The 11,649-nt window shown below is 65.6% G+C and carries 11 protein-coding genes and 1 pseudogene; 11 read left to right on the top strand and 1 reads right to left on the bottom strand.

The genetic code is table 11. The features are described from left to right. Positions 1-30 precede the first annotated feature (30 nt). The 9 genes from SK1NUM_RS10410 to SK1NUM_RS10370 are packed head-to-tail and all read left to right on the top strand — an operon-like array spanning position 31 to position 9,613. Positions 31-1,002: an AAA family ATPase gene (locus SK1NUM_RS10410; protein WP_212321762.1), complete on the top strand. Its 972-nt coding sequence runs from the start codon at positions 31-33 to the stop codon at positions 1,000-1,002. Positions 1,003-1,007: 5 nt separating this feature from the next. Next, positions 1,008-2,228, top strand: coding sequence for a DUF58 domain-containing protein (locus SK1NUM_RS10405; protein WP_212321758.1), 1,221 nt, complete (start codon positions 1,008-1,010; stop codon positions 2,226-2,228). Beyond that, positions 2,225-3,037: a hypothetical protein gene (locus SK1NUM_RS10400; protein WP_223927502.1), complete on the top strand. Its 813-nt coding sequence runs from the start codon at positions 2,225-2,227 to the stop codon at positions 3,035-3,037. Before SK1NUM_RS10405 ends, SK1NUM_RS10400 begins: the two co-directional genes overlap by 4 nt. Beyond that, complete coding sequence (locus SK1NUM_RS10395; protein ID WP_223927500.1) at positions 2,973-4,571, top strand: transglutaminase family protein; 1,599 nt, start codon at positions 2,973-2,975, stop codon at positions 4,569-4,571. Before SK1NUM_RS10400 ends, SK1NUM_RS10395 begins: the two co-directional genes overlap by 65 nt. 10 nt (positions 4,572-4,581) lie before the next feature. Next, positions 4,582-6,129 carry an FHA domain-containing protein gene (locus tag SK1NUM_RS10390; protein WP_223927498.1) on the top strand — a complete coding sequence of 516 codons (1,548 nt, stop codon included), beginning with the start codon at positions 4,582-4,584 and terminating at the stop codon, positions 6,127-6,129. Then, positions 6,126-6,266: a hypothetical protein gene (locus SK1NUM_RS10385; RefSeq protein ID WP_223927497.1), complete on the top strand. Its 141-nt coding sequence runs from the start codon at positions 6,126-6,128 to the stop codon at positions 6,264-6,266. The genes SK1NUM_RS10390 and SK1NUM_RS10385 overlap by 4 nt, the downstream gene beginning before the upstream one ends. Beyond that, complete coding sequence (locus tag SK1NUM_RS10380) at positions 6,253-6,930, top strand: PP2C family protein-serine/threonine phosphatase (RefSeq protein ID WP_223927496.1); 678 nt, start codon at positions 6,253-6,255, stop codon at positions 6,928-6,930. Before SK1NUM_RS10385 ends, SK1NUM_RS10380 begins: the two co-directional genes overlap by 14 nt. After that, positions 6,930-8,030: an FHA domain-containing protein gene (locus SK1NUM_RS10375; RefSeq protein ID WP_212321753.1), complete on the top strand. Its 1,101-nt coding sequence runs from the start codon at positions 6,930-6,932 to the stop codon at positions 8,028-8,030. Before SK1NUM_RS10380 ends, SK1NUM_RS10375 begins: the two co-directional genes overlap by 1 nt. Beyond that, on the top strand, positions 8,030-9,613 hold the full coding sequence (locus SK1NUM_RS10370) for a serine/threonine-protein kinase (protein ID WP_212321752.1): 1,584 nt from the start codon (positions 8,030-8,032) through the stop codon (positions 9,611-9,613). The genes SK1NUM_RS10375 and SK1NUM_RS10370 overlap by 1 nt, the downstream gene beginning before the upstream one ends. A 7-nt stretch (positions 9,614-9,620) precedes the next feature. Here the strand turns inward: SK1NUM_RS10370 and SK1NUM_RS10365 are convergent, their stop codons facing one another. Beyond that, positions 9,621-9,869 carry a hypothetical protein gene (locus tag SK1NUM_RS10365; protein ID WP_212321751.1) on the bottom strand — a complete coding sequence of 83 codons (249 nt, stop codon included), beginning with the start codon at positions 9,867-9,869 and terminating at the stop codon, positions 9,621-9,623. 339 nt (positions 9,870-10,208) lie between these two features. On the opposite strand from SK1NUM_RS10365, the gene SK1NUM_RS10360 reads away from it, so the two are divergent. Next, on the top strand, positions 10,209-11,018 hold the full coding sequence (locus tag SK1NUM_RS10360) for a spermidine synthase (protein WP_212321750.1): 810 nt from the start codon (positions 10,209-10,211) through the stop codon (positions 11,016-11,018). A gap of 38 nt (positions 11,019-11,056) precedes the next feature. Beyond that, positions 11,057-11,597: pseudogene (pyrE, locus tag SK1NUM_RS10355) on the top strand (orotate phosphoribosyltransferase). Positions 11,598-11,649 lie beyond the last annotated feature (52 nt).

Raw genomic sequence — 11,649 nt, 5'->3', positions numbered from 1 at the left:
CCCAACTGAAACAAAGGTGAATTGACCCAGATGACCATGAACCCGGAACAGGCCGCTTTCTTCGCGGACACCTTCGCGCGGCTGACTGACAACGTCGGTCAGGCGTTGCTAGGCAAGGCCCCGGTGATCCGCCTGGCGCTGACCTGCATGCTGGCGGAGGGGCATCTATTGCTTGAGGACGCGCCGGGCACCGGGAAGACCGCCCTGGCCAGGGCGATCGCGGCCTCGGTGCACGGCAGCCACAATCGAATCCAGTTCACCCCGGATCTCCTGCCCTCCGACATCACGGGCATCACCATGTACGACCAGTCCACGTCGCGCTGGACCTTCCACCACGGCCCCATCTTCAGCTCGATCGTGCTGGCCGACGAGATCAACCGGGCCTCACCGAAGACGCAGTCAGCGCTGCTGGAGGTGATGGAGGAATCCCAGGTCACAGTGGACGGCCAACGCTACCCGACCGAGCGGCCGTTCATGGTCATTGCGACCCAGAACCCCGTCGAGCAGGCGGGCACCTACCGGCTGCCCGAGGCGCAGCTCGACCGTTTCCTGATGAAGACATCGGTGGGCTATCCCGACACGGAGGCCGCGATCCATGTGCTCGCCGGCTCTTCGCAGCCTGACCGCTCCCGGCAGCTCAACCCGGTACTCGCCCAGCAGGCCGTGGCGGAGATGATCGACTCGGTCCGTGACAACTACGTGGACAACTCGGTCCTGCACTATGCGCAGAAACTCGTGGAGGCCACCCGGGACGACGATGACACCTCGATGGGCGTCTCCACCCGCGGAGCCATCGCGATGGTCCGGGCCGCGCGGGTGTGGGCGGCTGCCCACGGCCGCAACTACGTCCTGCCCGACGACATCAAGGAGCTTGCCGCGCCGGTGTGGACGCATCGGCTCATCATGTCCCCGGAGGCCGAGTTCGCCGGGGTGGGGCCCACCGACGTGATAGCCCGGGTCCTGACCCTGGTGGAGGCTCCCACGAACCGGATGAACGCCTAAGACCCGTGCCTGAGTCCTCCGCCTCAGCAGCTGTTTCCCGGTCGTCCTTGCCGATGCGGGCTCTGCGACGTGTCCTGGGACTGCGTCCCATCGCCTCGGTGACCCCGCTGGGGTGGGCGTTGCTGGCCGGTGCGGTGGTGGCCGGGATCCCGGGTTGGTTGTTCGGCTGGCTGGAGTTCCGGGCCTTGTCGGTGATGTGCCTGGTCGCGATGACCGTCGCGGTCCTGTCGGTGCTGGGTAGGCGTGAGCACGAGGTGCTGTTTGAGTTGTCGCGCCCACGGGTGCAGGTTGGTGATGTGGCAACGGGAGAGTTACAGGTGCGGTCGGCCGGCGGGAAGGCATCGGGCTCGGCGACCCTTGAGTTCCCCGTGGGCGGGGAGGTCGCATCTTTCAGAGTCCCGGCCCTTGGACCTGGGCAGGTGCATCGGGAACCGTTCTCGATCCCGGCCCGCCGCCGGGGCGTGATCCTGCTGGGGCCTGTGCGGTCCGCTATGACCGATCCGCTGGCCGCGGTTAGTCGCAAGAAGCTGCTCTCCGGGACCAGCGAGCTGTTCGTCCACCCACGGATTGTGCGGGTGGAGGCCGGGGCCATAGGTTTCCTGCGGGACATCGAAGGGATCGCGACGCAGAACCTCTCCTCCTCCGATGTGTCCTTTCATGCGTTGCGTGAATACGTGCCAGGCGATGACCGGCGTTCCGTGCACTGGCGCACCACAGCCCGCACGGGCAAGCTGATGGTGCGCCAGTTCGAGGAGACGATGCGTGCTCATCTGCTGATCCTGCTCTCCACGGTCGAGAACGACTACGCAACGCCAGAGGACTTCGAGCTCGCGGTCTCCACCGCCGGGTCCCTTGGGGTCTCGGCGCTCCGGGAGGAACGCCAGGTCAGTCTCTGTACCTCGACGGGGGAGATCCCAATCCCGAACGCCATGGGTCTGCTGGACCGGCTGGCCGGGGTAGAGCTGAGGGAGCAAGGCCACGACCTGCGGGAGCTCGCCCTGAAGTACGGGTCGGTCCCGGGCGTCTCGGTCACCGCTTTCATCACCGGCTCCTCCGCCCCGGCGGCGCTGCGCTCTGCTCAGCTGGCCCTGCCGCCAGGGGTGTTCCCGTTCGCGGTGCGCTGCCTGGGCCATGAGGAACTGGCCAGGCGGAAGGTCGGGGACCTGGTGATCCTGGACGTGCCGCAGCTGGATGACCTGCGTCCGGCCGTCAGGAGCCTGGCATGAGACGCGAGGCTGACTTCTCCTTGCCCCGAGTCATGGGGGCCTGGCTGTTGTTGCTGCCAGGCGTGGTGGCGTTCCAACCGGTCTTCGGGGGAGCGGGTGGCTACCTTCCTGCCCTGGTGGGGATCACCGCCGGCATCGTGATCCCGTTGCTGGCGGCCAGGTTCCGCTGGGGTGTGGCGCTGTGGTTCGCGGCCATCCTCGCGGCCTACCTGCTTCTTGGAGGACCGCTGGCGGTTCCGGAGACCACTATCGGTGGTTTCATCTCGACGCTGGACACTCTCGCGCGACTGGTGCAGCTCGTCTATCAGGGCTGGTATGACGTGCTAACGGTGGCGACCCCCGCGGGTGATCTCTCCGGGCCGCAGGCGGCTCCGCTGCTGGGTGGGATCCTGTTCGCGGTCGCGCTGGCCGGGATCGTGAGGTTCACGCGGGCTGTGGTGTGGCCGATGCTGCTGCCGGTGGGCTGGCTGGCCCTGGGTATCGCCTTCGGGATCCGGCAGACGACGACTGCCCTGTGGCTGGGGGTCGTCCTGGGCGCGGAGCTGCTTGCCTGGGCCACTGCTCACCGGATCAGCCGGGTGAGCGCGGCCAACGCGGAGTTCCTGGTGCGCCAGCCTCGTGGGCTGTCCCGCCGCGCCTGGCAGGCGGTCTCGGCATCGCTCGTTGTCACACTGGCCTCGGGAGCAGCTCTCGGGGTCAATGCCCTGTCCAGCCAGGACATCAACCGGCAGGTGCTGCGGGACAATGTCGCCCCCCCCCTTGAACCTGCAGGAGTATCCGAGCCCGCTCACCAAGTACAGGTTGTATGAGCTCAACCAGAAGGACGATGTGCTGTTCACCGTCTCTGGGACGCCAGCCGGCGGGCGGCTCCGGCTGGCTGTGATGGACGAGTGGAACGGCGTGGTCTTCAATGTCTCGCAGAACAGTGGAGAGTATCTGCGTGTGGGGCGTGAACTGCCATGGCCGCCGGATGTGGCCACCCAGGAATCCGTGATCTCAGCACAGGCCTACGACGACGTCTGGGTGCCGGCCTTCGGCGAGCCGTCCCGTATCGAGTTCGACGGGGAGCAGGCCAGCAGGCAGGCGCACGGGCTCTACCTCAATCGCGCTACCCGGCAGGCTCTCACCACTGCGAGGATCGGCGATGGCAGTTCGCTGCGGGTGTCGGGGGTGGCAGCCATCCCGCTCAGCGACTCCCAGCGTGACCGGATCAGCGGGGCAGGCATCGGTGCGGCGCCTCTGGCGCGGGTGGACAGGGTTCCGGAAGTACTGGTCAAGAACGCCACGGATTGGACCCAGGGGGCGGCCAGCTCGTACCAGCAGCTGACGATGATCGAGCAGAAGCTTCACACCGAGGGCTTCTACTCGGACGGTTCCGACAACCGTTCCCGGGCCGGGCACACCTCGGAACGTCTCGCCTACATGTTCAACCAGGACCAGTGGGTCGGCGATGACGAGCAGTACGCGGCCGCCATGGCCTTGATGGCCACGGAACTCGGGATTCCTGTGCGGGTCGTGATGGGTTTCTATCCGGCGGCTGACGTCGATGTGACCGATGGCTGGAAGGTGCGCGGCACGGAGGCACACGTCTGGGTGGAGGCTTTCCTGGACGGTGCGGGCTGGGTCACCTTCGATCCCACTCCCGACCGCGACCGTCTGCCTGACTCGGAGAGCACACAACCCCGGCCGAAGCCGAAACCCCGGGTGGAGCCGCCGCCGAGCCCTCCTGAGCACGTCGAGGATGAGACCGTCGTGGCTGACCAGCAGGAGGTCGAATTCGATGACCCCAAGGAGCAGGCCCAGGACTGGGTGCAGATTGCGATCATGGTCGCGATTGGTGCCGGAGGGGTTTTGGTTCTCCTGTCGCCTCTGATCGTGATTGCCCTCATCAAGGCGAGGCGGGCATTCAAGCGTCGCCGGCGGGGAAAAACAGCAGATCAGGTGGCGGGCGCCTGGGATGAGGTGGTGGACCGGGCCAGGGACCTTGGTTTTGTCGCCGTCGCGAACCACACCCGGCGGGAATCCGCCAATTCCCTCCAGGAGAGGTACCGGGATCTTCCCATCAGGGCCACGGCCGACAAGATCGACTCCTCTGTTTTCGGCCCGTCAGAACCTGAAATCACCGCGCGGGACTCTGTTTGGGAACAGGCCGGAAAACTCAAGAGTTCACTCCTGGCGACCAAGCCTTGGTACGCTCGGCCCGCTGCTTTATTCTCTCTCAAATCGTTGAAGCGGGCTGGGGTGGAAGCGCAGCGACGTTCCCGGAGGCTGTGGTTACGTAGGCAAGGCGGTGCGAATGGCAATTCGACCGCTCTACAAGCCGCCGGAGAACCGAGGAAATGAGGAGTGAATGATGCCTGGGCAGTTCGGCAGCGCCAAAGCCAGGCCCGTCAACATCGGCCGCCGGGTTTCCGGTCACCTGCTGCTGGTGCTGGCTTTCCTGGTCCCCACTCTGCTCACCATGAGCGGAGTGGTCATCAGATCTGAGCTGGTCACTGCGATCCTCACCGTGATCGGCTGGCTTCTGTGCGTTGCCGTTTTCGCTTTCAGCGTCGCGGCGGCGCTGCTGTGGTCCACCACCATGGGCGGCAGGCTCCTCGGCTATCGTTTCGTCGACAGCCGCACCAATCAGGCGAATGGCTCCATGGTTTTGGTGAAGGTCTTGGTGCAGGGTGCCGTCGAGGTATTGACGTTGTTCCTGGTGACGATTTCCTACTATTTCACCTACCGGGACGGACAGCACTGGCTCGATCGGGTTTTCAACCTGGTGCCGGTGGAAAGTAGCCCCGGCGATAATTCCCAGGTAGCCAGTGAGAAAGATTCCCTCTGGCAGCCACCGCGGGACGTCTATTCCACTTCTGCCGCTGGTGCCACGTCGCAGCGTGCGGCGTCTGCTTTCGCACCGCCTGCCTATGGCGGCCCTGCTTCTCGTGAGGCACTCTCAAACCAGCAGACTCGGATACCGCAGCCTGTCGCGGCTGGAATGGGCGCTGGAAGTGGTCAGGCGGGTTTCGGGGGACAGCAGTATTCCAGCCTCTCCCCGTCGGCTGCTCCGAGCACTGGTATTCCACGACCAGCCTCTCCCGTCTACCCGCCGACTGCGGATCCGATCACTCCGGCTCCTGGTGGCTTCCCAGTGCTGCCGCAGCCTGCGGTCTCCGGCGAACCCGGGCAGGCCGGCGGTCAGGTCCAGGCGCAGCGCGGCATACCGTCCGGGGCACCGGGTGCTGAGCTGTCAGCTGGGCAGCAGGAATCGCCTGTGCGGATGCCTAGTCCTGCACGTGCCGCAGAGCCTGTGCGGCCACCGAGCCCCTTCACCCCCCAGCCTTCGCCGTTCTCGTCACCCTTGAGCCCTCCGCAGGCATCTGCTTTCCAGGCAGCTGGGCCGTGGGCGGCCACCTCGGGGGCACCCGTGTTCCCACCGGTCTCCCCGGTTGCCCCGGCTCGGGCCACCGCCGTCTCTCCTGCCGAGCCGCAGCAGGAGCAGGAGAAGCCCGTTCCGGCGGCTCGGGCCGTCCCGAGCCCGCGTTTCCTACAGGAAGAGACACTGCCCGATGACGCTCCCGGTGTGCCGGACGTGATCTCAGAGGTGGTGCTGGACGACGGCCTGCGGATCAAGGTCGATGGCCCATTGGTCCTGGGACGCAACCCCCTCGCCCCTGATGCTTACCCTGATGCACGCTCGGTGCAGGTCACTGACGAGACCATGCGACTATCCAAGACCCACCTGGTGCTCATACCAGAGGGCGGGCATGTGCAGGTGATCGACATCGGTGCCACCAACGGCGTCTACATCGAGATTGACCGGGAGCGCACCCGCATACCAGTCCACGAGCCTCAGCGGCTTGCGCCGGGGACGCTGGTGCATTTCGGCGGGCGCACCCTGAGGCTGGTGTCGTGACGCAGCCCCGGATGACGGTGCGGTTCGCCGCTGTGACTCATCCGGGGCTGGTGCGTCCCGACAACGAGGACGCCTGCCTGGCGGTGCCTCCCGTCTTCCTGGTGGCGGACGGGATGGGAGGCCATGAGGGGGGGTGAGCGCGCTTCTGGCGAGGTGCGGCGCAGGTTCCAGGAATCCTGTGCCGGAGAATGGCTCAGCGGCGCTGAGATCACCAGAATCGTGCGGCGGGCGGCCGACAACATCGAGAGCCTAGAGCACCGGGGCCGGCCACCGGGTTCTACTGTGGCCGGGGTTGCCCTGGCGAGGTATGCCGGTACGCCCTGCTGGCTTGTCTTCAACATCGGGGACTCGCGGGTCTACCTGATGCGCTCCGGAGAGTTGAGGCAGATCAGTGTTGACCACTCGGTCGGGTCCCATTCCGGGAAGGGCGACAGACCTCGGCTGACCCGCGCCCTCGGCGCCGGGCTGGGGAGCCCGGTTGCCGACCAGTGGCTGATCCGCGCCAGGGTGGGGGACAGGATGCTGGTCTGTACTGACGGTTTGAGCAACGCGGTCGAAAGGGAACAGCTCGCTGCCGCGATGGTGGGGGATGATGATCCTCAGGAGACCGTTCAGCGTCTTCTCGACGAGGCCCTAGCCGCCGGGGGAAGGGACAATGTCTCCTTGGCGGTGGTGGATTGTCTTGAGGTGATCCAGGTGGCCGGTGGCGAATTGGATGACGTCATGTCGCTTGACGAGAGTGAGGAGGAAACAGTCTCATGGAATCACGACGACACCATTCCTGATCCGGAGGGCAAGTGATGGCGTTCAAGGGCGTGCTGCGGTGGAGCGAGGGGCGGTGGATCGCTGTCGCCTGGCAAGGGGGGTTCGCGTTGCTCGCCCCCAGCGCGGGGCTGCCGCTCGCGGAGCTGTTGTTCTCCAGACTGCGGGAAAACTCTGAGCTAGGGATATTCCTCAGGACCCTGTCGGAGGGCACGGGGGCTGGCTTGCTGGAGCTGCCCTCATTCGCCGTGGCGATCGCTGATGGGGACAGGTGGCATCTCGCCGTACGTGGTGCTCTGACCCTCAGAGTGGCTAGCCCCAACGGCAATGAGCCACTTCGTGGTGATGGGGTGGCCACCTGGGCAGAACGGGTTGTGGTTGACGTGACAGCGTTGCACCTTGGACAGGTCAGGGCATCCTCCAGCCCGCTCGTCGAGGGTGTCGTACTGGCTGAGGGCGTGGGGTTCGGTGATTTTCCCAGGGCCAGCCGCTCCTTGGAGGAGTCCGGCGAGGATTCCATCCCCGGGTCGCTCCCGCCGGATGCCCTGGAAAAGCCAAGCGGTAATGACCCAGACGATGAGGCCGCTCCTGCCCCGAGGCACGGCCCGGCGCCCCGCACAGCTGAGGAGCTGCTGCTCGGGGAAACCCTCTCCGACGCGATTCCGGCCAGCCGGCCGCGTCGCCCGGAGGTCGCCGAGGTGCTGTCCCGGTTCTGCACAGCTGGGCATGCAAACCCCCCGGAGCGGGCTCGCTGTTTTGTGTGTGACGAACCGGTCGAAGGCGAGCCTTGCAGAGCTGGACGCCCCCAGCTGGGCTGGTTGAAGGTTCCCCGTATGGAACCCATCGCGTTGCTTGGTCCCATCATCATCGGGCGGCATCCCAGCGCAGATGCGCTCTCCTTGCAAGAGGCGCCGAAGTTACTTGCCTTGCCATACCGGCATGTCTCGGGAAACCACCTGGCGATTGTGCTGGACGGGTGGCGGGTGCTGGCGCAGGATCTGGCCAGCCGTAATGGAACTTGTATGCGACGCAGGGCCAAACCACCCGTGCGATTGCCCCAAAGGCCCATTACCCTGCTTCCTGGAGACGTGATCGACATGGGTCACGACCTGCTCCTACATCTTGATCGGATTCCTTGATGGCACAGCGCACGACTCCTCCGGAGATTCCGGGATTCACCTTCATCGAATGGCTCGGTGGTGGTGGCTTCGCTGACGTCTTCCGCTACCGTGATTCGCTGGGACGTGGGGTGGCGGTGAAGGTGCTGCATCAGACCGTCAACGAAGCGACCTTCAACGCTTTCGCCGCGGAGGCGGTGCTGATGGCCAGGCTGTCAGGGCATCCCAACATCGTCACCATCCACAGCTCCGGGCTGTCTGCCGATGGCCGTCCCTTCCTCGTAATGGAGGAATGCTCCACGGCTCACCTTGGCACCCGGGTGGCGAACCGGGTACTCGCCACCACATTGGCCATGGAATACACGGTGCAGCTTGCCGGAGCGGTCGAGACCGTGCACCGGCAGGACATTCTCCACCGGGACATCAAACCCGCGAACATTCTCTTCACAGGTTTCCAGCGTCCCGCCCTGACCGACTTCGGGATTTCCGCGTCCCGTGACTTCTCCGCCGCTGCGAACGCGCTCAGTCCGCTGTGGGCTCCCTCCGAGATGCATCCCGATTCGCCCATGGAGGCGGGGCCGTGGAGCGATGTCTTTTCCCTGGCGGCAACCACCTGGGCGATGCTGGTGGGCCGGAGCCCACTCGCTGTCCCTGGCGGTGACAACGAACGTCACGCCCTGCGGGAGCGGGCTCGTTCCTTCGTGGCACCTCGCACCGGCAGGCCTGACGTGCCTGAGATGCTGGAGCAGGTGCTGGGGACGGCGATGGCCGCTCATCCGGCTAGGCGGTACAGCTCTGCGCTGGAGTTCGCCCGTGCGATCCAAGCGGTCCAGGCCTCCATGGGAGTTCCCGTCACCCCGGTCGATGTCCTGACGGAGTCCGAGGATCACACCGCGTATGGCACAGAACATGGAGACCCGGGGTCACTGGAGACGGGCTGGCTGCTGGGCGACTCCGGCTCGATGCTCACCGCGGGATACACGATGGGGATGTCGTCCCTCACCGGCGGATATACGTTCCACGACACGATGAGTCCTGCCTTCGACCCGACCCCTCCTGGGATATCGACGGGAGCACCGGGTCCGGGGGTACTGCTGCGGGGCCATGGATTCGCCCAGGCCGGGCTGCGGCATGTCGAGGGGCTTCCGGTTCCCCAGCCCAAGAGCCCCGAGGAGGACCAGGCCGAGGAGGCCGGGGCCGCGCTGAAGAACAAGAAGGGGTGCGGACAGCTGGTCTTGTTGCTGACGGGAGTCTTCGCGATTGCCACGGCTGTGACTCTGGGGGTGCTGTGGTTCAACGGTGTGATCGGTCCCCGTCAGGATGCCATGGGGGAGGATCGTCCCAAGAATGTCCCCGCCGTCGTCGATGCCTCTGGGAAGGTAACCGGCCAAGAGGTCAAGTTCACCTGGACCAACCCTGATCCCCAGCCTGCTGACACCTACCTGGTTGAGGTTGTCGGGGCTCCTGATGCGGAGGCCCGGCGCAGCGTCGAGGAGCCTAGCATCATCATTCCCGTCAGGGGCGAGCAGACCTGCGTGAAGATCGTGCTGCGCCGCGCCAAGGGACAGGTCTCGGACCCAGTACAGACCTGCGTCCATCCCTGAAATGACACTATTGGTGCGCCGAGTCCTCAAAGAGCGTGCGACTGTCATTGCGGCTTATGGCCGTTAGCCCGGCGATCCCGGCCACATAGGCGTAGGCGGCAACCGCCAGTTGTGCGCGAGGACTTGTCAGGTCCTGCTGTGCGGTGGCCTGCCCGAAGTGGGCAAGGGCATTGCCTGAGAACAGGGCTTGGAGCAGCCCCGACTCAGTTGTGACGCGTTCCAGACACACCGGTAGGGAGAGATCCAGGCCGCGCACCAGGGCCTTCCCGTCGCCTGCCAGGGCCGTGGCTATCAGGGCGATCCCGATCTCCTCGTCCAGTGACTCGACATGAGCTGCGGCCTCCTGGACGCTGGCCGCGCGGGGCCCACTCTACGTCCAGGCCACGAGCTCGGGAAGACGGGCCGCGATCTTCTCGCGCGTCGCGGACTCACTGGCCGCAGAGCGTCAGCCAGGGTGGTGTCATCCGTGAATGAGCGTCCCGCGAAACGGAGAGGCGGCCGCGAGGGTGATCTGGCTGTTGCCCCATCTTCCTGGCTCCTTCTCCCGGGAACATATGCTTGTCATCCCCCAGGCCGTCCTTGGGATAATTGGTGCATGCCGCTGGTTCCTGACCACCAACATCCCGGTGCCTTCCGTGTGATGTTCGGCGACACGTCGCAGTCCTGGGTAGACCCGGATCGTCCTGATCTCCTGCTGTTTGAATACGTCGTTCAGGTGTCGCTGCTGTTTGAGCACGGTCTGCCAGACGCGGGGGGAACCGAGCGGCTCCGGGTCATTCACATCGGTGGAGCCGGGCTCAGCATCCCGCGGTGGATTGCCTGGCGGCGTCCTGGAACAGCACAGATTGTGTGCGAACCCGATGCCGATCTTACTGCTCAGGTCAGGCGGAAACTGCCCCTGCCCCCACGAAGCGGGATCAAGGTCCGTGACATCGATGGCCGGGCTGGAGTCGCCGCCATGCCAGCCAGCTATGCCGATCTGGTGGTCGTGGACGCTTTCGACGGCGCCCAGGTCCCCAGGTCCCTGGTCAGCGGTGAGTTCCTAGATGAGCTGGCCAGGATAGGCAGGAACAGACGAATGGTGATCTACAACGTGACCGATTCGGCACCCTTCCGGTGGACCAGACGTCTTGCCGCCGGGCTGGCTGAGCGCTGGCGGCACCTGGTGACCGGGACCGAGCACTCGGTCTGGAAGGGACGCCGGTTTGGGAACCTGCTGCTTGCGGCCTCCGCGGCGCAGGTGGACATGAAGGGCCTGCGACGCGACGCCGCACGGCAGCCCTTCCCCTACCGCTGGGCCGAGGGACGGGAGCTGCGAAGCTGGATTGGGGGAGCGGAGCCGTTCACAGATGCCGATGCCCAGGACTCGCCGCTGCCCTCCGGTAGCAAGCTGCGTTTTTCCTGATGGGACAATGTGAGATGACTGAGACTTACGGAGCCGAGATGACTGATCGTGAAGACCTGATCCAGGCCATCAGGGAACTGGCCATCGTACGGGGCCGCGTGACCCTGGCATCGGGCAGGGAGGCGGACTACTACGTGGACATGCGTCGCGTGACTCTTGATGGGGCGGCCTCCCCCCTCGTAGGACGCGTCATGGAGGAGCTCGTCGCAGACCTGGACTTCGACGCTGTGGGGGGGGCTTACCCTTGGCGCTGATCCAGTGGCGGCCTCCATGCTCCATACCCGGGCAGCCAGGGGCGGCAGGCTGGATGCCTTTGTGGTGCGCAAGGAGGCCAAATCACACGGTCTCCAGCGGCGTATCGAGGGAACCGAGGTGGCTGGGCGGCGTGTGTTGGTGGTGGAGGACACCTCGACAACAGGTGGGTCGGCCCTGACCGCGGTGGACGCTGTGCGCCAGGCGGGAGGTGAGGTAGTGGCCGTCGCCGTCATCGTGGATCGTGACACCGGAGCCGCGGAACGCATCGCAGGGGCAGGACTGGAATATCGCCACGCCATCGGGCTGGCCGACCTGGGCCTGTGAAAGCGCCCAACTTGACCCTGTGGGCGAGATAACGTTGATGGTGATCCGAGAT

It is taken from the genome of Arachnia rubra, assembly GCF_019973735.1.
Taxonomy (GTDB): Bacteria; Actinomycetota; Actinomycetes; order Propionibacteriales; family Propionibacteriaceae; genus Arachnia; species Arachnia rubra.
Note: the sequence above shows the minus strand (reverse complement) of the source record. Positions and strands in the feature narration are given on the sequence as shown.

Excerpts from the sequence above, each read along its gene's own strand:
- SK1NUM_RS10360 (WP_212321750.1), top strand. The coding sequence starts at position 10,209 with ATGCCGCTGGTTCCTGACCACCAACATCCCGGTGCCTTCCGTGTGATG.
- SK1NUM_RS10400 (WP_223927502.1), top strand. The coding sequence starts at position 2,225 with ATGAGACGCGAGGCTGACTTCTCCTTGCCCCGAGTCATGGGGGCCTGG.
- SK1NUM_RS10375 (WP_212321753.1), top strand. The coding sequence starts at position 6,930 with ATGGCGTTCAAGGGCGTGCTGCGGTGGAGCGAGGGGCGGTGGATCGCT.
- SK1NUM_RS10395 (WP_223927500.1), top strand. The coding sequence starts at position 2,973 with ATGTCGCCCCCCCCCTTGAACCTGCAGGAGTATCCGAGCCCGCTCACC.
- SK1NUM_RS10370 (WP_212321752.1), top strand. The coding sequence starts at position 8,030 with ATGGCACAGCGCACGACTCCTCCGGAGATTCCGGGATTCACCTTCATC.
- SK1NUM_RS10390 (WP_223927498.1), top strand. The coding sequence starts at position 4,582 with ATGCCTGGGCAGTTCGGCAGCGCCAAAGCCAGGCCCGTCAACATCGGC.
- SK1NUM_RS10410 (WP_212321762.1), top strand. The coding sequence starts at position 31 with ATGACCATGAACCCGGAACAGGCCGCTTTCTTCGCGGACACCTTCGCG.
- SK1NUM_RS10380 (WP_223927496.1), top strand. The coding sequence starts at position 6,253 with ATGAGGGGGGGTGAGCGCGCTTCTGGCGAGGTGCGGCGCAGGTTCCAG.